Genomic DNA, 21,690 nt, shown 5'->3' with positions numbered 1-21,690 from the left:
TGCGAGAGAATGACGGCATGGAGATGCCGAGGAACGAACGGTCGCCCGAACAGCCCCAGATCCTGGTCGTGGGCCAGGACGGAATGGCGGTGGGCGGCGGAGGAGACGAGGACTCCCGCGAGGTTCCGGTGACGGAGATGGTGGAACAGCCCGCGAAGGTCATGCGCATCGGCAGCATGATCAAGCAGCTGCTGGAGGAGGTGCGGGTGGCACCCCTCGACGAGGCGAGCCGGGCCCGGCTGAAGGAGATCCACGCCAGCTCGGTCAAGGAACTGGAGGACGGGCTGGCGCCCGAGCTGGTCGAGGAACTCGAGCGGCTCTCCCTGCCCTTCACCGACGAGGCGATCCCCAGCGACGCGGAACTGCGGATCGCGCAGGCCCAGCTGGTCGGCTGGCTCGAAGGACTCTTCCACGGGATCCAGACCACGCTGTTCGCCCAGCAGATGGCCGCCCGCGCCCAGCTGGAGCAGATGCGCCGCGCCCTGCCCCCCGGCGTCGGCGGCCACGAGGACGGCGACGACCCCCGTACCGTCGGCCGCTCGGGCGGCCCGTACCTCTAGGGGCTGTGTGAAAGTCCCGCACAGCACCCGCGGCGCCCGGCACGCACCCTCGGCGCACCGGCCAAAGGCCCAAGTAGCGCCGCTACGAGGGCCTTCGTCCGGCGCGCCGAGGGCACGCACCGAACACCGCGGGCACCGCACAGGACTTTCACACAGCCCCTGGTGCGGTGACCGGAAAGGTTCACCGGCTCGCGACGCCCGGCACCCAGCCGCGTTGTCGCATCACCCGCGTACGTCCCGTACGCGGGTGATACTCCGCCTTGCGATGCTCCCCCACTGCCTGAACGGCGTGGGAGGTGCCCCCGGCACCGGACGCCGCGAGCCGTCCGGCAAACCTTTCCGGTCACAGCACTGGCCTCGCCGGCCCGCGAGCCTGGCCCTGAGGCCCGGCACCCCCTCCACCGAACGCACGAGAAGGGCCCGGCACGCCGAGTGCCGGGCCCTTCCCCGTCGGTGGGCGGCCGGTGTCAGGCCGGGTTGCCCGAGGAGACCTTGAGGATGATCGTCGGCATCTGCTTGGGGTCGACGTCCTCGCTCGCCGCGGGGTACTGCTCCATGACGGTGCCCTCGCCGTAGGTGTTCTCGTCGACGTCCTTGGTGTCGTACTCCCAGCCCGCGGCCTGGAGGCACTTCTTCACCGAGTCGATGTTCTTGAAGGTGAAGTCCGGGAGTTCGACCTTCGCGGGGTCGTTGTAGGACTCGGACGGGTCCGTGCACTCGGAGGTCTCGATGACCTTCGACGTGTCGGGGCCCTTGTGCCCCTCGACCACGCTCGGCGAGGAGGACGCCTTCGCGTCGTTGCCGCCGCCCTCGGACTCACTGCCGCCGCTCAGCGAGAGGGCCGTGATCAGACCGCCGATCGCGATGAGCGACACGACGATGGCGCCGATGACGACACCCTTGTTGCTCTTGCCGCCCCCCGAACGCCCGGCCGAGAGGGAGGACTGCTGCGGCGTGATGTTGTACGGCGGCGGGGTGGCCGCACCCTGCTGGGGTGAGTACGCGGCGGTCTGCGGCGGCGTCGCGTACCCGCCCTGCTGCGGATAGCCGTACGACGGGGCGGGCGCGGGCGTCGGGTGGCCGAAGCCGCCCGTCGCCGGCGGCTGGTACGGGGTCTGGACACCGCCCGAATGCGGCGTACCCGACTGGTCGACGGGCGGGAAGACCGCCGAGGACACCCCGGCGCCGTTCGACGTCTGGGCGCCCGGCACGATGCTCGGCGCGACGGGCTGGAGGGACGCGGCGACCCGAAGGCACTCGTCGCGCATGGCCTCGGCGCTCGGGAACCGCTCGTTCGGGTTCTTCTTCAGCGCGCGGGCGATGAGGGCGTCCACGGCCGGCGGCAGCGAACGGTTGATCGAGGAGGGAGCGACCGGCTCCTCCTGGACGTGGGCATAGGCGATGGCCAGCGGCGAGTCCGCCTCGAAGGGCAGCCGCCCGGTCGTCAGCTGGAACAGCATGATGCCGACCGAGTACAGGTCGGAGCGCGCGTCGACCCCGCGGCCCAGGGCCTGCTCGGGCGAGAGGTACTGGGGGGTGCCGACGACCATGCCGGTCTGCGTCATCGACGTGACACCGGACTGCATGGCGCGGGCGATGCCGAAGTCCATGACCTTGACGACATTGCGCTTGGTCATCATGACGTTGCCCGGCTTGATGTCCCGGTGGACCAGCCCCATCTCGTGGCTGATCTCCAGGGCCGCCAGCACATCCGCGGTGATCTTCAGCGCCTTGTCGGCGGGCATCGCACCCTGCTGCTGGATGTCCGCGTCGAGGACCGAACCGAGCGGCCTGCCCTCGATGTACTCCATGACGATGTACGGCGTCGCCATGCCGTCGACTTCGTCCTCGCCGGTGTCGAAGACCGAGACGATATTGGTGTGGGTGAGCTTCGCCACGGACTGCGCCTCGCGGCGGAAGCGCTCACGGAAGGCCTGTTCGCGGCCGAGCTCCGTGTGAAGTGTCTTGATAGCGACCTGTCGGTCGAGCACCGAGTCGTACGCGAGGTGGACGGATGCCATGCCGCCCTCGCCGAGCAGGTCACGCAGCTGATAGCGGCCGCCGGCGAGCGAACGCCCCGCATACCGGCCTTGTGCGGCGTCCTGGCTCATCTTCCTGCGTCCCCCATCGGCGCGCGCGGAGCCCTTCGACGGGGCGCCCGCGATCGGTGATCCTGGTGATCCTTTGTGCTATTCCCGGCCAAGTCTGCCCCAGGGCACTGACACGTCAAGCGCGGTGCCCGTTCCGTGACCGTACGCGAAAGAAGCGTCGCGGAAGCGTTACAGCGGGCGTACGCCCGGTACACAGAACTTGCACGAGTGCGCGCGCGGCGGGTTTCATGGCCGATCAACCCTTGAACTGACCTTGAATCCGTCGCGAGCCCCTGGACGCCGCTCGCGCGTCCAAGTCGGACCGGGCCCTTGCGTGAAGGCTGTAGCGTGGCCGACGGAGACCGTAACAAGAACCGCGCGGACCGCGGGCAGAAACGACGGCGAGGACTGATGGCACAGCAGCAGCGCTCTCAGGGCCCGTCCGACCCCGAGGCGACTGGCGGCGGAATGTCAGATGCGCCGGAGTTGTGGGGCAACGGCGGGCTTGTCGGCGACGGTCGGTACCGGCTGACCCACAGACTCGGCCGGGGCGGCATGGCCGAGGTGTTCGCGGCCGAGGACGTACGCCTCGGCCGTACGGTCGCGGTCAAGCTGCTCCGCTCCGATCTCGCCGAGGACCCCGTCTCCAAGGCGCGCTTCACGCGCGAGGCCCAGTCCGTGGCCGGCCTCAACCACCACTCCATCGTGGCGGTCTACGACTCCGGCGAGGACGTCGTGAACGGCACCCCCGTGCCGTACATCGTCATGGAGCTGGTCGAGGGACGCACCATCCGCGACCTGCTGCTCAACGCGGAGGCACCCGGCCCCGAGCAGGCGCTGATCATCGTCTCGGGTGTCCTGGAGGCGCTCGCCTACTCCCACCAGCACGGCATCGTGCACCGTGACATCAAGCCGGCCAACGTCATCATCACCACCAACGGCGCGGTGAAGGTGATGGACTTCGGCATCGCGCGCGCCCTGCACGGCGCGTCCACCACGATGACCCAGACCGGCATGGTCATGGGCACGCCTCAGTACCTGTCGCCGGAGCAGGCGCTCGGCAAGGCCGTCGACCACCGCTCCGACCTGTACGCCACGGGCTGCCTGCTCTACGAACTGCTGGCGCTGCGCCCGCCGTTCGTCGGCGAGACCCCGCTGTCCGTGGTCTACCAGCACGTCCAGGACATCCCGGTCCCGCCCTCCGAGGTCGCCGAGGCGGCGCCGCCGGAGCTCGACGGCCTCGTCATGCGCTCCCTCGCCAAGGAGCCCGACGACCGGTTCCAGACGGCCGAGGAGATGCGCGGCCTCGTCCAGTACGGCCTGCAGATGCTGTACGACCAGGGCAGCCACACCGGCACCTGGAACACCGGGCCCGTGACCATGCACGAGGGCCGGCACACCCCGCCGGGCGGTATGGCCGGTACGACCGCCATGCCCCACCCCGGCGACATGGGCACCTCGCAGATCCCGCAGCCGATCCTGCCCGGCTACGGCGGCGGCCGCGACGACGGCGGCTTCGAGGGCAACGGCAACCGGGGCAGCGGCCGCGGCAAGCTGTGGATCCTCGCGGTCCTCGCGGTGATCGCCATCGCTGCGGGCGTCGCTCTGGCGTTGAACGGCAACGACAAGAAGTCCGGCAACGACACCGAGATCACCAAGTCGCCGTCGGCCTCCTCGTCCAGCAAGGACAAGAAGGACGACGAGACGCCGAGCGCCGAGGAGACCCACGACGACTCGGGCGGCAGCACCGACTCGGGCAACAACCAGAACTACTCGCCGTCGGTCCCCCAGACGCCGAGCTTCAGCGAGAAGCCCACACAGAGCGAGCCGGCCGAGGACCCGACGAGCGAGGAACCCCCGCCGGATGAGCCGACGACTCCGCAGGAACCGGAGCCCACGGACAGCCCGCCGCCGGACGAGGAAAGCGGCGGCGCCGACTCCGGCGGTCTGACGAGCGGTGTCACCGGCGGCGACGAGCAGTGACGGATCGAGGCCCCCTTCACGGGGGCCTCTTCCGTTGGGGGGTTTCGTACGAGGTTCGTACGGGGACGGGCGACCCACCCCTAACGGCCCTCGAAAGAGAAGTCTTCCCGTGGCCGGGGTGGCCGGGATAACGTGCCGGTGTTCCGGCCCCCTGCCAGGCTGTAACCAGTGCTGTGACCAGCAGGTGTTCCCCACCGACACGACTTACTTGGATCCCCTAGTACCGAAATACTTGGAAATCCAAGGAAAATCGCAGGTCAGTAGGGGTTTCACAGGAATGTCGCGCACTGGGTAACGTGCCTCGTGCAGGGCGCTCGCCGGGGCACCTGTCACGTCTGTTCCCGGCCAAGGGCACCCACCCCGTGCACGGATTCCGGGATCAGGCGAGCCGCACTGGTCTTCCGGCAATCCCGGGGGCCGGACCGACGGAGGAGCACACGTGACCGTGGAGAGCACTGCCGCGCGCAAGACGACGCGACGCAGCGCCGCAGGCAAGACCGGCAGCACCGGCAGCAAGGCGGCCGGCACCACCGGCACCAGGCGCGCCACTGCGAAGAAGACGACCGGCGGCGCCGAGCCCGAGCTCGTCCAGCTGCTGACGCCCGAGGGCAAGCGCGTCAAGAACGCGGAGTACGACCCGTTCGTCGCCGGCATCACCGACGACGAGCTTCGCGGCCTGTACCGCGACATGGTGCTGACCCGTCGCTTCGACGCCGAGGCCACCTCCCTGCAGCGCCAGGGCGAGCTGGGCCTGTGGGCGTCGCTGCTCGGCCAGGAGGCCGCCCAGATCGGCTCCGGCCGGGCCACCCGCGAGGACGACTACGTCTTCCCGACCTACCGCGAGCACGGCGTCGCATGGTGCCGTGGTGTCGACCCGACCAACCTGCTCGGCATGTTCCGCGGCGTGAACAACGGCGGCTGGGACCCGAACGGCAACAACTTCCACCTCTACACGATCGTCATCGGCTCCCAGACGCTGCACGCCACGGGCTACGCCATGGGCATCGCCAAGGACGGCGCCGACTCGGCGGTCATCGCCTACTTCGGTGACGGCGCGTCCAGCCAGGGCGACGTCGCCGAGGCGTTCACCTTCTCCGCGGTCTACAACGCCCCCGTCGTGTTCTTCTGCCAGAACAACCAGTGGGCGATCTCCGAGCCCACCGAGAAGCAGACCCGCGTCCCGCTGTACCAGCGCGCCCAGGGCTTCGGCTTCCCGGGCGTCCGCGTCGACGGCAACGACGTCCTGGCCTGCCTCGCGGTCACCAAGTGGGCGCTGGAGCGCGCCCGCCGGGGCGAGGGCCCCACCCTGGTGGAGGCGTACACGTACCGCATGGGCGCCCACACCACCTCCGACGATCCGACCCGCTACCGCCACGACGACGAGCGGGTGGCCTGGGAGGCGAAGGACCCGATCGCGCGCCTGCGCAGCTACCTCGAGTCCGAAACGGACACGAACGAGGGATTCTTCGCGGAACTCGAAGCGGAGAGCGAGGCGTTGGGAAGGCGAGTGCGCGAAGTGGTGCGTGCCATGCCGGACCCCGATCACTTCGCCATCTTCGAGAACGTGTACGCGGACGGGCACGCGCTGGTGGACGAGGAGCGCGCGCAGTTCGCCGCGTACCAGGCGTCGTTCGCCGACGTGGACGTAGAGGAGGGCAAGTAGCGATGACCACGCAGACCGCGACATCGGCGTCGATCTCGGCGCCGAAGAACATGGCGCTGGCCAAGGCGATCAACGAATCGCTGCGCAAGGCCCTCGAAGCCGACCCCAAGGTCCTCGTCATGGGCGAGGACGTCGGCAAGCTCGGCGGCGTCTTCCGGGTGACGGACGGCCTTCAGAAGGACTTCGGCGAGGACCGGGTCATCGACACCCCGCTCGCCGAGTCGGGCATCGTCGGCACGGCCATCGGACTCGCCCTGCGGGGCTACCGCCCGGTGGTCGAGATCCAGTTCGACGGCTTCGTGTTCCCCGCGTACGACCAGATCGTCACCCAGCTGGCCAAGATGCACGCCCGCTCGCTGGGCAAGGTCAAGCTGCCGGTCGTCGTCCGCATCCCGTACGGCGGCGGCATCGGCGCCGTCGAGCACCACTCGGAGTCCCCGGAGGCGCTGTTCGCGCATGTGGCGGGTCTGAAGGTGGTCTCCCCGGCGAACGCGTCGGACGCCTACTGGATGATGCAGCAGGCCATTCAGAGCGACGACCCGGTGATCTTCTTCGAGCCGAAGCGCCGCTACTGGGACAAGGCCGAGGTCAACCCGGACGCGATCCCCGGCCCCCTGCACAAGGCCCGCGTGGTCCGTGAGGGCACCGACCTCACCCTCGCCGCCTACGGGCCCATGGTGAAGCTCTGCCAGGAGGCCGCCGACGCGGCCGCCGAGGAGGGCAAGTCCCTGGAGGTCCTGGATCTGCGGTCGGTGTCCCCCCTGGACTTCGACTCGATCCAGGCGTCCGTGGAGCGGACCCGCCGGCTGATCGTGGTCCATGAGGCCCCGGTCTTCTTCGGCTCGGGCGCCGAGATCGCCGCCCGTATCACCGAGCGGTGCTTCTACCACCTGGAGGCCCCCGTCCTCCGGGTCGGTGGCTACCACGCCCCGTATCCGCCGGCGCGTCTCGAGGAGGAGTACCTGCCGGGTCTGGACCGGGTGCTCGACGCCGTCGACCGCTCGCTGGCGTACTGAGGGAGAGGTCCGTGACGACGATGACAGACACGTCTCTGCGCGAGTTCAAGATGCCCGACGTGGGCGAGGGACTCACCGAGGCCGAGATCCTCAAGTGGTACGTCCAGCCCGGTGACACCGTCACCGACGGCCAGATCGTCTGCGAGGTCGAGACGGCCAAGGCCGCAGTCGAACTGCCCATCCCGTACGACGGCGTCGTACGCGCCCTGCATTTTCCCGAGGGCACCACCGTCGACGTCGGCACGTCCATCATCGCGGTGGACGTGTCGGGCGGCGCCGCCCCGGCACCGGCCGAGGAGGCCGCGCCCGCGAAGCCCGCCGTCGAACCGGTCGCCGAGCCGAAGCCGGCGCCCGCTCCGGCCAAGCCGGAGGGCCGCAAGCCGGTCCTCGTCGGCTACGGCGTCGCAGAGTCGTCCACCAAGCGGCGCCCGCGCAAGGGCGTCCCGGCCGCCGTGCCGCCCGCCGAGGACACCCTGTACGGCGCCACCGCCCTCCAGGCCGTCCAGGGCGAGCTGAACGGACACGGCCAGCACGGCGTCACAGCGCCGCGCCCGCTGGCCAAGCCGCCGGTGCGCAAGCTGGCCAAGGACCTCGGCGTCGACCTCACGACGGTCACCCCGTCCGGCCCGGACGGCATCATCACCCGCGAGGACGTCCACGCGGCGGTGGCCCCGCCGAAGGCGCCCGAGCCCGTCGTGGAGGCGCCCGCCGCACCCGCGGCCCCCGCCGCCGCTCCGGCGCCGGCGGTGTCGTACGACGGCGTCCGGGAGACCCGTGTCCCCATCAAGGGCGTCCGCAAGGCGACGGCCGCCGCGATGGTCGGCTCGGCGTTCACCGCGCCGCATGTCACGGAGTTCGTCACCGTCGACGTGACGCGCACGGTGAAGCTGGTCGAGGAGCTCAAGCAGGACAAGGACATGCAGGGCCTGCGGGTGAACCCGCTCCTGCTGATCGCCAAGGCCCTGCTGGTCGCGATCAAGCGCAACCCGGACATCAACGCCTCCTGGGACGAGGCGGCCCAGGAGATCGTCGTCAAGCACTACGTGAACCTGGGTATCGCCGCCGCCACTCCGCGCGGTCTGATCGTGCCGAACATCAAGGACGCGCACGCGAAGACGCTCCCGCAGCTCGCCGAGTCCCTGGGCGAGCTCGTCTCCACGGCGAAGGAGGGCCGCACCTCCCCGGCCGCCATGCAGGGTGGCACGGTCACCATCACGAACGTCGGTGTCTTCGGCATCGACACCGGTACGCCCATCCTGAACCCCGGTGAGTCGGCGATCCTCGCCGTCGGCGCCATCAAGCCGCAGCCGTGGGTCCACAAGGGGAAGGTCAAGCCGCGTCAGGTCACGACCCTGGCGCTCAGCTTCGACCACCGGCTGGTGGACGGGGAGCTCGGTTCCAAGGTCCTGGCGGACGTCGCCGCCATCCTGGAGCAGCCGAAGAGGCTGATCACCTGGGCGTGAGACCGCGTTCCACCGGATAGGCTCACCGTGAAGGGGTCGGTCGCAACTTCGTCATGCGACCGGCCCCTTCGTTCATGTTTGCGCTCAGGGCCGGTCAGCGCTGGCTGAGCACGTACACCGGCGCTCCGTCCTCAGCCGCGCCCCGGGGGCGGATGCAGGCGTGCTTCCGCAGCAGCCGCAGGCAGTCGTTGACGCGGTGCACCGACAGCCCCGTACGGGCGGCGATCGCCTCCAGCGGTTGACGCAGCTCGCCCTTCTCGACGAGCACCGGCGCGATCACCACGGCCACCGTCCACACATCCGCGGTCACCGACAAGCGCTCCCGCCAGTCGGCCAGCACGGACTCGATGGTGGGGTGCGCTTCAAGGGCGTCCTCGGCGGGCGCCGACCGCTCGACGGAGAGGACGTCGAGCCGGTTGGCGATGCGTTCCATCGCCTGGGCCATGGCCTGCTGGGCGGCGAGACCGAGGCGCTGCATCTCGACCATCTGCTGCTGCGTCACCACCATCTGCTGCTGCGTTTCCAGCATCGTCTGCTGCGTCTCCAGCATCGTCTGCTGCGTCTCCACCATTTGCTGTTGCAGCGAGAGGGACTTCTGCTGGGCGATGGCGAGTTGCTCGTCCGCTTGGAGGTTGCGCTCTTCGAGCCGGACGATGGCTTCGGCGATCTGCTCGGGCATGGCGTACGCGATGGGTGCGCCCGGCCCGGCGGGCTGTACCTCGGCCTCCTCCAGGGTGTAGGAGCCTTCGCGCTGAATGGTCTCGATCACCTCGGCGACCCACTGCTTGAAGGGGGCGCACTCCGGCTTGGTGCAGGCGCCGACAAGCAGGATGAGACCTTGGAGAGAGATGACGTTCAGGTCTCGGCGCCACTCTCTACCTGCGGGAATGCCGAGACCGTAAGCTCCGGTTACGGTCTCGAGAATGTCTCGGTGCTCGTTGGGCACGTGGTCCGAGAGTGCCTGTCGTGAGTTGGTGTGCCCCAATTGCCTGCAGACATCCACCGCCGGAAACCAATGCGTCCCGTCCGGCATGGTGAGCCGTCGGACCCGGGCGCCGGTGGCCGCGTACACGAAGTCGCCGGCGTCGATGGCGTCGTGCCACGTCCGGGGGTCGGGTTGCTGCTTGCTGGGCTCGATCATGTGAACCACCTCCGCTGCGGAACGTAGGGCGGAGGAAATCGAATATGCCAGCTGACTGGGTGATGTTCACTATCGCGAGCGAAGATCGCAGGATCGGCTTGCGGGCGGAACGGCCAAGGGGGCCACCGCTGTCGGGCGGTGACCCCCTTCGTCGACTCGGAAGGTCAGACCTTCCAGCTGTAGTCCAGGATCCTCTTCGCGTCTACGGCGCGCTGGTCCTTGGAGGTTGAGGCGAGGACCGTGCCGATGACCGTCTTGCCGTTGCGGGTGGCGGCGAACACCAGGCAGAACTTGGACTGCGGACCCGAACCGGTCTTCACGCCGATGGCGCCGGTGTAGGTGCCGAGCAGTGGGTTGGTGTTCGTCCAGGTCGTCTTGCGCGTGCCGCCGCTCTTGGCGATCGTCTTCGCCGTGTACGTCTTGGTCTTGACGACGGTTCGGAACGTGGAGTTCTTCATTGCGCTTCTGGCCAGTTTCGTCAGATCGCGCGGCGTGGAGTAATTGGCACCGTTGCTGAGGCCGTCGAACGAGTCGAAGTGCGTGTTCTTCAGGCCAAGGCTCTTGGCGGTGGCGTTCATCTTGCCGATGAACGACTTCAGACGGGCTGACCGCGTCGATCCGCTGCCGAACTTGTCGGCGAGGGCGAATGCCGCGTCGCAGCCGGACGGCAGCATCAGGCCGTGCAGCAGCTGACGGACGGTCACCTTGTCGCCGACGTAGAGGCCGGCCGACGACGGGAACCCCTCGTCGACGATGTAGTCGCTCACCGCTTTGGGGACGGTGTACTTCGCTTCCAGATTCAGGTTCGACTGCTTCAGCACCACGAGGGCGGTCATGATCTTGGTGGTGGAACCAGTGGAGAGTCTGGTGTCAGCAGCCTTCGTGTACAGCGTCGTGCCGGTCGCGCTGTTCATCGCGAAGCCGCCCTTGGCGGCAATCGTCGGCTTGGCGGGAGCGGCCTGCGCGGGAACGGAGCCGATGACCCCGGTCACGGTCATCGCGCCGGTGGTGACGACTACAGCAGCGGCTCTGCGAACACGTGCGCCCTTTATGGCGGTAATCAAGTCAAGTACCCCGATTGCGTCAAATGTCTGTGGAGTGCGGCCATTTGGAGCCGGGTCTGCAGGCACAGCAGGGCCGCTTCTCGTGTGACAAGTGAGTAGCACAAAAGGTTGTGCTGCGGGTGGCGCGAGGGTCAATTCAAGTCCATGTCACAGCCCCCCGGGGGTCGGAGGGTGGGCTTCGGAGGGGGTTCGTCCCGGATCGTGGACGAGGCGAGCCATGCGTACGTGTTGTATCTATGCTGTGGGCATGGCCTCCGCAGCACCCTCGAAGCCCCGTCCGTCCGCCGTCCCGGCCGTGAAGCAGCCCCCGGCCGCCGACCGGGTGTACGCGCACGTCAAACAGGGCGTCCTGGAGCGCCGTTACGAGGGCGGCACGCTGCTCACCGAGGGCGAGCTGGCCGAGGCGGTCGGCGTGTCCCGGACGCCGGTGCGGGAGGCGCTGCTGCGGCTGGAGGTCGAAGGCCTGATCAGGCTCTATCCGAAGAAGGGCGCGCTGGTCCTGCCGGTCTCCGCGCAGGAGATCGCGGACGTCGTGGAGACCCGGCAGCTCGTCGAGGAGCACGCGGTCCGCAAGACCGTCCCCGCCTCACCGCGGCTCATCGCCCGGCTCGAGGAACTGCTCGAACAGCAGAAGGCGCAGGCCGCCGCCGGTGACCTGGCCGGGGCGGCGGTGACCGACCGCTGTTTCCACGCGGAGATCGTCCGCAGCGGCGGCAACGAGATCCTCTCCCGGCTCTACGACCAACTCCGTGACCGGCAGCTGCGTATGGGTGTCGCCGTGATGCACGCGCACCCCGACCGCATCACCAAGACCCTCACCGAGCACGAGGAGATCCTCCGGGCGCTGCGCGCGGGCGACGCCGAGGCGGCCGTGAGCCTCGTCCACCGGCATGTGAGCTGGTTCTCCAACCTGGCGCGGGGGGAGGTCCGTTGAGCCGCCCCGCCCTGTCCCGGTCCGCCGCGCTGCCCGGAGACCCGCCCGGTGGCCGCCGTGCCCTCGCCGTCTGGGGCATCGGTGTCTCGGTCTACTTCGTCGCCGTCATCTTCCGTACGTCGCTCGGGGTGGCCGGCCTCGACGCCGCCGACCGCTTCCATGTGAGCGCCTCCGCGCTGTCGACGTTCTCGATCCTGCAGCTGCTGGTGTACGCGGGCATGCAGATACCGGTGGGCCTGCTGGTGGACCGGCTCGGCACCAAGAAGGTGCTGACGCTCGGGGTCGTGCTGTTCACGGCCGGCCAGATCGGCTTCGCGCTGGCACCGTCGTACGGCATGGCGCTGGCCTCGCGGGCGCTGCTGGGCTGCGGTGACGCGATGACGTTCATCAGCGTGCTGCGGCTCGGCACCCGCTGGTTCCCGGCCCGGCGCGGGCCGCTGATCGCGCAGTTCGCGGGGCTCGTCGGCATGGCGGGCAACCTGGTGTCGACGCTGGTGCTGGCCCGGCTGCTGCACGGGGTGGGCTGGACGGCGGCGTTCGCGGGCAGCTCGGTCGCCGGGCTCGTCGTCCTCGTTCTCGCCGTGCTGTTCCTGAAGGACCACCCGGACGGGCACGAGCCGGAGCCGTTCCCGCACCAGGGGGCGGCGTACGTGCGGCGGCAGATCGCGGCGTCCTGGCGGGAGCCCGGCACCCGGCTCGGGCTGTGGGTGCACTTCACCACGCAGTTCCCGGCGATGGTGTTCCTGCTGCTGTGGGGGCTGCCGTTCCTGGTGGAGGCACAGGGGCTGAGCCGGGCCACCGCCGGTGACCTGCTCACCCTCGTCGTCCTGTCCAACATGGTGGTCGGACTGGTCTACGGCCAGGTCGTCGCCCGGCACCACGCGGCGCGGCTGCCGCTGGCGCTGGGCACGGTGCTCGCGACGGCGGCGGTCTGGGCGGCCACGCTGATCCACCCCGGCGAGCACGCGCCGATGTGGCTGCTGATCGTCCTGTGCGTGGTCCTCGGCGCCTGTGGCCCGGCCTCGATGCTCGGCTTCGACTTCGCCCGTCCCGCGAACCCGCCGGAGCGTCAGGGCACGGCCTCCGGAATCACCAACATGGGCGGCTTCGTCGCCTCCATGACGACTCTGCTGGCCGTGGGCGTCCTCCTCGACCTCACGGGCGACAACTACCGCATCGCCTTCTCCGTCGTCTTCGTCCTCCAGGCGCTGGGCCTGACCCAGATACTCCGCCTGCGCGCCCGAGCCGCCCGCCGCGAACGCGAACGCCTGGTCGCCAGCCGGGTGGAGACGGTGCACGTACCGGTGTAAGGACCCGTCCGGCGTCATGGGCAGAGTGATGGGTTGATGGATGGGCTGATGGCCATCGCACCCCTGACCGAAAGTGTCAGGGGTGCCGGCGCTTTCTGGCCCTAGCGTCGAGGTGATCGCCTTCCCGTGGCTCGATCGAGCTGAGCGGGGCTACGGAGGGCCGCATGGATGTACCAGCGGCGCGCGCGGCCGGATCGCTCGGGCCTCGTCCCCGCCGCGGCGCTCGGGGCGCCTTCGGCGCACTGGGCGCCCTGTCCGCGTCGAGCGTGCCCGCCGACTACTTCCGTCCCGTCATCATGGCGCCGCTCGTCACGGTGGCGCTCCGCGTCGCCCGCCGGCCTTCGTTCGGCGTGCGACAGGGTGCCCTGGTCGTGACCCGGCGGCGGCGCGTCACCGCCGTCCTCTTGGCCGGTGGCGGCATCGGCTTCCACGACGGTGTCTTCGGCCCCGGCGTCGGCACCTTCCCCGTCTTCTCGTTCACCACGCTCCTGGCCACATGGTTCCTCGAGGGCGCGGCCATGGCGAAGGTCGTCGACGCGGCGTCCAAGCCGGGCGCACTCGCGGTGATCGCGTGGCAGGGCAACGTGCTGTGGACCCTCGGCCTGGGCATGGCCGTCGGGAACGTCGCCAGGGCCGTGCTCGGTTCACGGACCGCGCTCGAGCGAGGCTCCGGCTTCGCGCGCGTCGTCCTGGTGGTGTGGTGACGGGCATGGTGAAGAAGAGGGCCTACGACCACTTCGCGTGACCGGCCTCCGGAAGAGCGGCCCTACACCGTCACCGCGAAGGCGTGGAGGATGGCCGCGACGAGGTGGGGATCGCCCTCCGCCTTGATGCGGTCGGCGACCGCGTCGGCGGTGACACGGCCGCAGGCGAGGCGGACGTAGGTCTCCCAGTCCAGGGTGAGGGTGGCGGCGGGGCCGAGCGCGGGGGCGGTCTCCAGGGTGCCGCGGCCCTGGATGTCGACGCGGACCGTGCGGATGAACTCCACCGGGCCGTGCACGTCGAAGGCGACGGCCGAGCTGCGCGGGGCCTGCGCGTCCTCCGCGACGACCTTCGGCAGGACGGAGAGCAGCTCGTCACGGACGATGTACGCGCCCGGCGAGTCCAGGTTCCCCGGCCGGCCGAGCGCCGCCCGCAGGTCCTGCTCGTGGACCCATGTGTCGAACGCGCGATTGCGCATCGCCTGTTCGAGGGTCAGTTCCGTGCCGAGCGGGCCGCGCACCTTGTGGTCGGGCTGCCGCGACTCGTTCCGCAGCTGGCGGTTGCGGCGGATGATCGTGTACTCCAGCTCGGACGTCATCTCCGGCGCCGTGTGGTGGCGACGGGCGTCCACCTGCATCTCCATGTACCGCTGGTGCTCGGTGCGCACGTGGTACAGGTCGCGCGGCAGGGTGTGGATCGGGCGAGGGTCGCCGAGCATCTCGCAGTCCATGCCGATGACATGGGAGACCACGTCGCGTACCGACCAGCCGGGGCACGGCGTCCGCCTGTTCCACTCGCCCTCCACGAGCGGTGCCACCAATTCGGCTATCGCATCCACTGCGTGGGTCCAGGCGTCGGCGTAGGGCTGAAGAGTGGGATGCAGACTCACGGAACGGGACCCCTCGGGCGGTCGGTACGTGTCAGTACGGTCGGTACGTGTCGGCTACGTGGCGGGTGGTCTTCAGTAGGGGCGTCGGCGTTGACGGCGGGGGGTGGGCGTCGGCGGCGGTCAGTGGGTGCTGTGGAACGTTAAGTTACGCTGCTGCGAGGCACCCCGGCAGTGCTTTCGTGTGACGATCGTAGGCCCGTGTTTGACGGCTCGAATGCCAGGACGGTGGTAGTGTGCGCGCCTCGCTCCTTCAGATCGGTGTAGACGAGGACGAATCGGTCGATTCACGCAGGCGTCGGGTGGCTTCACTGGTCCGTGAGCAGGCCGGTGCCGATCTCGTCGTCCTCCCGGAGCTGTGGACCACCGGCGCATTCGCGTTCGAATCCTTCACCGCGGAGGCGGAGCCGCTCGACGGGCCGACCCATGAGGCGATGGCCAAGGCGGCGAGTGACGCGGGCGTCTGGCTGCACGCCGGCTCGATCCCCGAGCGCGCCGCACCCGACAGCGGCTCCACCGCGGGCGAAGGCACCCTCTACAACACGTCTCTCGTCTTCTCCCCCGCCGGAGAGCTCGCTGCCGCCTACCGCAAGATCCACCGCTTCGGCTTCGACAAGGGCGAGGCCGTGCTGATGGGCGCGGGCGCGGAACTGGTGACGGTCCGGCTGCCCGACACCACACTGGGCATGGCCACCTGTTACGACCTCCGCTTCCCCGAGCTCTTCCGCGGCCTCGTCGACGCCGGCGCCGAGACCTTCGTCGTCCCCGCCGGCTGGCCCGAACGCCGCCGCGGCCACTGGACGCTGCTCGCCCGGGCCAGGGCCGTCGAGAACCAGTCGTACGTCCTCGCCTGTGGAACGGCGGGCACGCACGCGGGGGTTCCGCAGGCCGGTCACTCGATCGTGGTCGACCCGTGGGGAGAGGTGCTGGCCGAGGCGGGCGCCGACGAGGAGGTCCTCACCGTGGACTTCGACCCGGCGAAGGTCGCGACGACCCGCGCGCAGTTCCCGGCCCTGAAGGACCGGCTGCTGGGCCTGGAAGCACCGCGCCGCTGATCCCCGGGCAAACCTCGCGCCCGCCCCGGCCAGCGGTACCGATCAGCACGACGTACGGCCTCCCGCGTGCAGCCCTCCAGCCTGCCCGCGTCGGACGGGCGTGACCCGACATTCGCGCAAATGGCAAGCTTGAAGCATGAACGATGCGGCCCCGGCGTACACCCCCACGCCCCGACGACGTGCCCGTGTCCGTGCCCCCCAGCTGATCGGCAAGGGCGGCTGGCTCAATACCGGAGGCAAGGACCTGACCCTCGCTGACCTGCGAGGTAAGTGCGTTGTTATTGATTTCTGGACGTTCTGCTGCATCAACTGTCTGCATGTCCTGGACGAACTGCGCGAGCTGGAGGAGAAGCACCGCGACACCGTGGTCGTCATCGGGGTGCACTCGCCGAAGTTCGCGCACGAGGCGGAGCACGCGGCGGTGGTCGACGCCGTCGAGAGATACGGGGTCGAACACCCGGTCCTCGACGACCCGGAGCTCGCCACCTGGAAGCAGTACGCGGTACGGGCCTGGCCGACCCTCGTGGTGATCGACCCGGAGGGGTACGTCGTCGCCCAGCACGCGGGCGAGGGCCATGCGCACGCCATCGAGCGGCTCGTCGCCGAGCTGGAGGCCGAGCACGCGGCGAAGGGCACACTGCGGCGCGGCGACGGACCGTATGTGGCGCCGGACCCCGAACCGACGGTGCTGCGCTTCCCCGGCAAGGCGCTGCTCCTGCCCGACGGGGACTTCCTCGTCAGCGACACCACCCGCCACCAACTGGTACGGCTCGCCCCCGACGGCGAGACGGTCGTCCGCCGGTACGGCGCCGGTGAGCGCGGCTTCGTGGACGGCAGTGCCGAGCACGCCCGCTTCAGCGAGCCGCAGGGTCTGGCGCTGCTGGACAGCGGGGCCGTGGTGGTCGCCGACACCGTGAACCATGCGCTGCGCCGCCTCGACCCGGCCACCGGCGAGGTCTCCACCCTCGCGGGCACGGGCCGCCAGTGGTGGCAGGGTTCGCCCACCTCGGGCCTCGCCTGGGAGGTCGACCTGTCCTCACCGTGGGACGTGGCGGTCTTCGGCGGCAAGGTGTGGATCGCGATGGCGGGTGTCCACCAGCTGTGGACGTACGACCCGGAGGACTGCACCGTCACCGTGGCGGCGGGCACGACGAACGAGGGGCTCGTCGACGGGCCGGGCGCCGAGGCATGGTTCGCACAGCCCTCGGGTCTCGCGGCCACCGCCGACCGGCTGTGGCTCGCCGACTCCGAGACCTCGGCGCTGCGCTGGATCGATTCCGACGGCGCGGTCCACACCGCGGTCGGCACCGGCCTGTTCGACTTCGGGCACCGGGACGGCACCGCCGAGCAGGCGCTGCTCCAGCATCCGCTCGGGGTCACCGCCCTGCCCGACGGCTCGGTGGCGATCAGCGACACCTACAACCACGCGCTGCGCCGCTACGACCCGGCAACGGACGAGGTGACGACCCTCGCGACGGACCTGCGGGAGCCGAGCGACGCGGTGCTCGTCGGGGACGACATCGTGGTCGTCGAATCCGCCCGCCACCGGCTGACCCGGCTGCGGCTGCCGGAGGAGACGGTGAAGGTCGAGGCCGTCGCCCACCGCACACGGCGCGCCGCCACCGAGGTCGCCCCCGGCAGCCTCCGGCTGGACGTCGTCTTCCGGGCGCCGGCCGGGCAGAAGCTCGACGAACGGTACGGCCCGTCGACCCGTCTGCTGGTCTCCTCCACCCCGCCAGAGCTGCTGCTCAGGGGTGCGGGAGCGGACACGGCCCTGTCGCGCACGCTGGACCTGAGCCCCTCCCTGTCCGAGGGGGTCCTGCACGTCTCGGCGATGGCGGCTTCCTGCGACGACGACCCGGCCAACGAGTACCCGGCCTGCCATGTCCACCAGCAGGACTGGGGTGTGCCGGTACGGGTCGTACCCGGTGGCGCGGACCGGCTGCCGCTGGTGCTCGCGGGAATGGACGAGGACGCGGACGGCCTCGGCTGAGACCGTTCGCCCTCGTCGCCCGCACCATCACCCGGGGAGCGGTCACACTCCGCCGTACCCGTCCCGGTGGTGGTGCCGCTCCTCGTCGATGACGGGTGTCGCGGACGGCACCACGACCCGCCTGCGCCTGGCGATGCTGCTGAACGTCGCGACGCCGATCAGTCCGACGATCATGAAGATGACGCCGACCAGGTCGAGGTTGACCCCCTGCATGTCCCAGTCGGTGGCGAACGTGAGGATGGCGCCCACGGCGATCAGAATGATGCACCCGCCCAAACCCATGAGTGTTCCCTCCCAGTCCGGTTGGGTCGGCCGGTCGTTCCGGTCGTTCGGTCCTACCGGTGGACTCCGGGTACCCGGACTGGCTTGCCAGTAACAGGCGGGGGCGGGGCGCGCGCCGGTCAGCCCTCCAGGAACGCGGCCAGGGCGTTCGCCAGAAGGTAGGGGTCCTTGGCGCCGCAGAGTTCGCGGGCGCTGTGCATGGACAGGATGGCGACGCCGATGTCGACCGTCTGGATACCGTGCCGGGCCGCGGTGATGGGGCCGATGGTCGTGCCGCACGGCATGGAGTTGTTGGAGACGAACGTCTGGAACGGCACGCCTGACTTCTCGCACGCGGCGGCGAACACCGCGCGGCCCGAACCGTCCGTGGCGTAGCGGTTGTTGACGTTCACCTTGAGGAGCGGGCCGGCGTCCGCCCGCGGGTGGTGCGTGGGGTCGTGCCGCTCCGCGTAGTTGGGGTGGACGGCGTGCCCGGTGTCCGAGGAGAGGCAGATCGTGCCGGCGAAGGCACGGGCCCGGTCCTCGTACGAGCCGCCGCGGGCGAAGACCGAGCGCTCCAGTACGCCGCCGAGGAGCGGTCCGTCGGCGCCGGTGTCGCTCTGGGAGCCGTTCTCCTCGTGGTCGAAGGCGGCGAGGACGGGGATGTACGACGGGCCGTCACCGGAGGTGGCGACCGCGGCGAGCGCCGCCGTACCGGCGTGCACGGAGAGGAGGTTGTCCATACGGGGGCCGGCCAGCAGTTCCTTGTCGCGGCCCAGGTAGGCGGGCGGCTCGACGGAATGGGTCATCAGGTCCCACCCGGTGACCTGGCCGGCGGGCAGGCCCAGCTCCTGTTCGAGGAAGGCGATCAGGTCGCCGTCGCGGACATCGTCGCCGAGGCCCCAGACGGGCTGGAGGTGGCGCTGCTTGTCGAGCTTGAGCCCCTCGGAGGAGACGGAACGGTCGAGATGGATGGCGAGTTGGGGCACCCGGAGCAGGGGCCGGTCGATGTTCACGAGGCGGTTGGTGCCGTCGCGCAGCGAGAGCCGGCCGGCGAGGCCGAGGTCGCGGTCCAGCCAGGAGTTGAGCAGCGGGCCGCCGTAGATCTCGACGGCGACCTGGCGCCAGCCGTGGGCGCCGCTGTCGGGGCGCGGTTTCACCCGCAGATTGGGCGAGTCGGTGTGGGCGCCGACGATGCGGAACGGGGTGTGGGGTTCGGCGCCCTCCGGCACGTACCAGGCGATGATCGCGCCGCCGCGCAGTACGTACCTGCCGCCCAGGGAGCCGTCCCACGCGTCCGTCTCGGAGACCTGGCGGAAGCCGGCCTTCTCCAGCCGCTCCGCGGCGTTCGCCACCGCGTGGTACGGGGACGGGCTTGCCGCGAGGAAGGTCATCAGGTCGTCGGTGTGGCCGCGATCGAAGCGTGGGGGTGTGCTCATGGGGTTCACCTTAACGACGTACGAGGGCCCGCTCCCGGCGTTGGGAGCGGGCCCTGGTGTGAGGCGCGGGGGACGGGGGTGGTGGACGGACGGGCAGGGCCCGTCCACCACCCGACCCTGTCCGCGGGCGACCTCGGCCCCCGGCGGCAACGCCGCCCGGGGCCGGGGCCGGGCGGTCAGAACGCCGCTTCGTCCAGCTCCATCAGGTCGAGGTCGACGCCCTCCGAGACCTTGCGGGCCAGGGTGACGCCGGGCAGGACGTTGGCGGCGAAGAACTTGGCCGCGGCGATCTTGCCGGTGTAGAAGGCCTTGTCCTTGGCGGACGCGTTCGGGAGCTTCTCGGCGGCGACGGCGGCGCCCTTGAGGAGCCGGTAGCCGACGACGACGTCACCGGAGGCGAGGAGCAGTCGGGTGGTGTTGAGGCCCACCTTGTAGATGTTCTTGACGTCCTGCTCGGTCGCGGCGAGGTCGGTGAGCATCAGGCCGACGATGGCCTCCAGCTCGACCGCGGCCTTGGCGAGGTGCTCACGGGCGCCTGCCAGCTCCTCGCCGCCCTCGCCCAGCGCCAGGAACTTCTTGATCTCCTCGGCGAGGCTGTTCAGCGCGGCACCCTGGTTGCGGACGATCTTCCGGAAGAAGAAGTCCTGGCCCTGGATCGCGGTGGTGCCCTCGTACAGGGTGTCGATCTTGGCGTCGCGGATGTACTGCTCGATCGGGTACTCCTGCAGGAAGCCGGAGCCGCCGAAGGTCTGCAGGGACTGGGCGAGCTGCTCGTAACCCTTCTCGGAGCCGTAGCCCTTGACGATCGGCAGGAGCAGGTCGTTGAGGGCGTGCTCGGCGGACGCGTCCTCGCCGGCCGCCTCCTTGACCGCGATCGAGTCCTGGACGGAGGCGGTGTAGAGGACGAGCGCGCGCATGCCCTCCGCGTACGCCTTCTGCGTCATCAGCGAGCGGCGGACGTCGGGGTGGTGCGTGATGGTGACCTTGGGCGCGGTCTTGTCCATGAAGTTCGCCAGGTCGGGGCCCTGGACGCGCTCCTTGGCGTACTCGAGGGCGTTGAGGTAGCCCGTCGAGAGGGTGGAGATCGCCTTTGTGCCGACCATCATGCGGGCGAACTCGATGATGCGGAACATCTGGCGGATGCCGTCGTGCTTGTCGCCGATCAGCCAGCCCTTGGCGGGGTGGCGGTCGCCGAAGGTCATCTCGCAGGTGTTGGACGCCTTGAGGCCCATCTTGTGCTCGACGTTCGTGGCGTAGACGCCGTTGCGCTCGCCCAGCTCGCCGGTCTCGAAGTCGAACAGGTACTTCGGGACGAGGAAGAGGGAGAGGCCCTTGGTGCCGGGGCCGTGGCCCTCGGGGCGGGCGAGGACGTAGTGGAGGATGTTCTCCTCCATGTCGTGCTCACCGGAGGTGATGAAGCGCTTCACGCCCTCGATGTGCCAGGAGCCGTCCTCCTGCTGGATCGCCTTGGTGCGGCCCGCGCCGACGTCCGAACCGGCGTCCGGCTCGGTGAGCACCATGGTGGAGCCCCAGGTCCGCTCGACCGCGATCTGGGCGATCTTCTTCTGTACGTCGTTGCCCTCGTCGTAGAGGATGCCGGCGAACGCCGGGCCGGAGGAGTACATCCACACGGCCGGGTTCGAGCCGAGGATCAGCTCCGCGAAGGCCCAGATCAGGGAGGAGGGAGCGGTCGTGCCGCCGATGCCCTCGGGCAGGCCGAGCCGCCAGTACTCCGACTCCATGAAGGCCTTGTAGCTCTTCTTGAAGGAGGCCGGGACCGGGGCGGTGTTCGTCTCCGGGTCGAAGACCGGCGGGTTGCGGTCGGCGTCCGTGAAGGACTCCGCCAGCTCGTTCTCGGCGAGACGGGTCAGCTCCTCCAGGATGCTCTTGGCGGTGTCCGTGTCCATCTCCGCGAACGGGCCGGTGCCGTACAGCTTGTCGCGCCCGAGCACCTCGAAGAGGTTGAACTCGATGTCGCGGAGATTCGACTTGTAGTGCCCCATGGCGACGGCTCCGTAGAAGAGAGATCGGCGAGGCACTGGATCCTCGCGCTAGTTCACATACCAACAAGTAGCTTCTGATTGATGATGCTACCCACCGGTAATAAGAAGCAACCCCGATTGGGTCATC

The 21,690-nt window shown here is 69.8% G+C and carries 17 protein-coding genes; 10 read left to right on the top strand and 7 right to left on the bottom strand.

Going from position 1 to position 21,690, the window contains the following annotated elements; translation table 11 throughout:
• The first annotated feature begins 17 nt into the window (after nucleotides 1–17).
• On the top strand, nucleotides 18–560 hold the full coding sequence (locus ACZ43N_RS11445; RefSeq protein WP_468097075.1) for a bacterial proteasome activator family protein: 543 nt from the start codon (nucleotides 18–20) through the stop codon (nucleotides 558–560).
• A 467-nt stretch (nucleotides 561–1,027) separates the two neighbouring features.
• Here the strand turns inward: ACZ43N_RS11445 and ACZ43N_RS11440 are convergent, their stop codons facing one another.
• A complete protein-coding gene (locus ACZ43N_RS11440) occupies nucleotides 1,028–2,671 on the bottom strand; it encodes a protein kinase domain-containing protein (RefSeq protein WP_468096798.1) in 1,644 nt (547 codons plus the stop codon).
• Between the two features lie 390 nt (nucleotides 2,672–3,061).
• Between ACZ43N_RS11440 and ACZ43N_RS11435 the strand changes: the two genes are divergently transcribed.
• The 4 genes from ACZ43N_RS11435 to ACZ43N_RS11420 all read left to right on the top strand — a co-directional run bounded on the left by ACZ43N_RS11435 (nucleotide 3,062) and on the right by ACZ43N_RS11420 (nucleotide 8,775).
• Complete coding sequence (locus tag ACZ43N_RS11435) at nucleotides 3,062–4,633, top strand: protein kinase domain-containing protein (RefSeq protein ID WP_468096797.1); 1,572 nt, start codon at nucleotides 3,062–3,064, stop codon at nucleotides 4,631–4,633.
• Between the two features lie 439 nt (nucleotides 4,634–5,072).
• The gene (pdhA, locus tag ACZ43N_RS11430) at nucleotides 5,073–6,296 is read left to right on the top strand and encodes a pyruvate dehydrogenase (acetyl-transferring) E1 component subunit alpha (RefSeq protein WP_468096795.1); all 1,224 of its coding nucleotides are present in this window, start codon (nucleotides 5,073–5,075) and stop codon (nucleotides 6,294–6,296) included.
• Nucleotides 6,297–6,298: 2 nt separating this feature from the next.
• On the top strand, nucleotides 6,299–7,312 hold the full coding sequence (locus ACZ43N_RS11425; protein WP_468096793.1) for an alpha-ketoacid dehydrogenase subunit beta: 1,014 nt from the start codon (nucleotides 6,299–6,301) through the stop codon (nucleotides 7,310–7,312).
• A gap of 11 nt (nucleotides 7,313–7,323) precedes the next feature.
• Nucleotides 7,324–8,775 (top strand): dihydrolipoamide acetyltransferase family protein, encoded by a 1,452-nt coding sequence (locus tag ACZ43N_RS11420; RefSeq protein WP_468096792.1) that lies wholly within the window; start codon nucleotides 7,324–7,326, stop codon nucleotides 8,773–8,775.
• Nucleotides 8,776–8,869: 94 nt separating this feature from the next.
• On the opposite strand, the gene ACZ43N_RS11415 is transcribed toward ACZ43N_RS11420, so the two are convergent.
• On the bottom strand, nucleotides 8,870–9,916 hold the full coding sequence (locus tag ACZ43N_RS11415; protein ID WP_468096790.1) for a BRO-N domain-containing protein: 1,047 nt from the start codon (nucleotides 9,914–9,916) through the stop codon (nucleotides 8,870–8,872).
• A gap of 164 nt (nucleotides 9,917–10,080) precedes the next feature.
• A complete protein-coding gene (locus ACZ43N_RS11410; RefSeq protein WP_468096788.1) occupies nucleotides 10,081–10,914 on the bottom strand; it encodes a D-alanyl-D-alanine carboxypeptidase family protein in 834 nt (277 codons plus the stop codon).
• 313 nt (nucleotides 10,915–11,227) lie between these two features.
• Here ACZ43N_RS11410 and ACZ43N_RS11405 point away from each other — a divergent pair, with 313 nt between their 5' ends.
• The 3 genes from ACZ43N_RS11405 to ACZ43N_RS11395 all read left to right on the top strand — a co-directional run bounded on the left by ACZ43N_RS11405 (nucleotide 11,228) and on the right by ACZ43N_RS11395 (nucleotide 13,928).
• Nucleotides 11,228–11,914, top strand: coding sequence for a GntR family transcriptional regulator (locus ACZ43N_RS11405; protein ID WP_468096787.1), 687 nt, complete (start codon nucleotides 11,228–11,230; stop codon nucleotides 11,912–11,914).
• The gene (locus ACZ43N_RS11400; protein WP_468096786.1) at nucleotides 11,911–13,224 is read left to right on the top strand and encodes an MFS transporter; all 1,314 of its coding nucleotides are present in this window, start codon (nucleotides 11,911–11,913) and stop codon (nucleotides 13,222–13,224) included. The genes ACZ43N_RS11405 and ACZ43N_RS11400 overlap by 4 nt, the downstream gene beginning before the upstream one ends.
• Nucleotides 13,225–13,388: 164 nt before the next feature.
• Nucleotides 13,389–13,928: a TSUP family transporter gene (locus ACZ43N_RS11395; RefSeq protein WP_468096785.1), complete on the top strand. Its 540-nt coding sequence runs from the start codon at nucleotides 13,389–13,391 to the stop codon at nucleotides 13,926–13,928.
• A 62-nt stretch (nucleotides 13,929–13,990) separates the two neighbouring features.
• On the opposite strand, the gene ACZ43N_RS11390 is transcribed toward ACZ43N_RS11395, so the two are convergent.
• The gene (locus ACZ43N_RS11390; protein WP_468096783.1) at nucleotides 13,991–14,815 is read right to left on the bottom strand and encodes a maleylpyruvate isomerase family mycothiol-dependent enzyme; all 825 of its coding nucleotides are present in this window, start codon (nucleotides 14,813–14,815) and stop codon (nucleotides 13,991–13,993) included.
• A 233-nt stretch (nucleotides 14,816–15,048) separates the two neighbouring features.
• On the opposite strand from ACZ43N_RS11390, the gene ACZ43N_RS11385 reads away from it, so the two are divergent.
• Both ACZ43N_RS11385 and ACZ43N_RS11380 read left to right on the top strand, forming a co-directional pair.
• Nucleotides 15,049–15,867, top strand: a complete 819-nt coding sequence (locus ACZ43N_RS11385) for a carbon-nitrogen family hydrolase (RefSeq protein ID WP_468096782.1) — start codon at nucleotides 15,049–15,051, stop codon at nucleotides 15,865–15,867.
• A 136-nt stretch (nucleotides 15,868–16,003) separates the two neighbouring features.
• Complete coding sequence (locus ACZ43N_RS11380; protein WP_468096780.1) at nucleotides 16,004–17,860, top strand: NHL domain-containing thioredoxin family protein; 1,857 nt, start codon at nucleotides 16,004–16,006, stop codon at nucleotides 17,858–17,860.
• Nucleotides 17,861–17,902: 42 nt separating this feature from the next.
• Here ACZ43N_RS11380 and ACZ43N_RS11375 read toward each other — a convergent pair whose 3' ends face one another.
• The 3 genes from ACZ43N_RS11375 to ACZ43N_RS11365 all read right to left on the bottom strand — a co-directional run bounded on the left by ACZ43N_RS11375 (nucleotide 17,903) and on the right by ACZ43N_RS11365 (nucleotide 21,563).
• Nucleotides 17,903–18,142 carry a DUF6458 family protein gene (locus tag ACZ43N_RS11375; RefSeq protein WP_468096779.1) on the bottom strand — a complete coding sequence of 80 codons (240 nt, stop codon included), beginning with the start codon at nucleotides 18,140–18,142 and terminating at the stop codon, nucleotides 17,903–17,905.
• A 119-nt stretch (nucleotides 18,143–18,261) separates the two neighbouring features.
• Entirely contained in the window at nucleotides 18,262–19,560 is a 1,299-nt protein-coding gene (locus tag ACZ43N_RS11370) for a M18 family aminopeptidase (RefSeq protein ID WP_468096778.1), read from the bottom strand.
• A 176-nt stretch (nucleotides 19,561–19,736) separates the two neighbouring features.
• On the bottom strand, nucleotides 19,737–21,563 hold the full coding sequence (locus ACZ43N_RS11365; protein ID WP_468097074.1) for an acyl-CoA dehydrogenase: 1,827 nt from the start codon (nucleotides 21,561–21,563) through the stop codon (nucleotides 19,737–19,739).
• Nucleotides 21,564–21,690: the final 127 nt, after the last annotated feature.

This window comes from Streptomyces sp. NPDC030814 (assembly GCF_055572155.1).
This window is presented reverse-complemented; position numbering and strand designations above follow the sequence as displayed.

What these genes read in the sequence shown, in the direction of transcription:
- ACZ43N_RS11445 (WP_468097075.1), top strand. Translation starts at nt 18, where the DNA reads ATGGAGATGCCGAGGAACGAACGGTCGCCCGAACAGCCCCAGATCCTG.
- ACZ43N_RS11440 (WP_468096798.1), bottom strand. Translation starts at nt 2,671, where the DNA reads ATGAGCCAGGACGCCGCACAAGGCCGGTATGCGGGGCGTTCGCTCGCC.
- ACZ43N_RS11435 (WP_468096797.1), top strand. Translation starts at nt 3,062, where the DNA reads ATGGCACAGCAGCAGCGCTCTCAGGGCCCGTCCGACCCCGAGGCGACT.
- ACZ43N_RS11425 (WP_468096793.1), top strand. Translation starts at nt 6,299, where the DNA reads ATGACCACGCAGACCGCGACATCGGCGTCGATCTCGGCGCCGAAGAAC.
- ACZ43N_RS11415 (WP_468096790.1), bottom strand. Translation starts at nt 9,916, where the DNA reads ATGATCGAGCCCAGCAAGCAGCAACCCGACCCCCGGACGTGGCACGAC.
- ACZ43N_RS11410 (WP_468096788.1), bottom strand. Translation starts at nt 10,914, where the DNA reads ATGACCGTGACCGGGGTCATCGGCTCCGTTCCCGCGCAGGCCGCTCCC.
- ACZ43N_RS11405 (WP_468096787.1), top strand. Translation starts at nt 11,228, where the DNA reads ATGGCCTCCGCAGCACCCTCGAAGCCCCGTCCGTCCGCCGTCCCGGCC.
- ACZ43N_RS11395 (WP_468096785.1), top strand. Translation starts at nt 13,389, where the DNA reads ATGGATGTACCAGCGGCGCGCGCGGCCGGATCGCTCGGGCCTCGTCCC.
- ACZ43N_RS11380 (WP_468096780.1), top strand. Translation starts at nt 16,004, where the DNA reads ATGAACGATGCGGCCCCGGCGTACACCCCCACGCCCCGACGACGTGCC.
- ACZ43N_RS11375 (WP_468096779.1), bottom strand. Translation starts at nt 18,142, where the DNA reads ATGGGTTTGGGCGGGTGCATCATTCTGATCGCCGTGGGCGCCATCCTC.
- ACZ43N_RS11370 (WP_468096778.1), bottom strand. Translation starts at nt 19,560, where the DNA reads ATGAGCACACCCCCACGCTTCGATCGCGGCCACACCGACGACCTGATG.
- ACZ43N_RS11365 (WP_468097074.1), bottom strand. Translation starts at nt 21,563, where the DNA reads ATGGGGCACTACAAGTCGAATCTCCGCGACATCGAGTTCAACCTCTTC.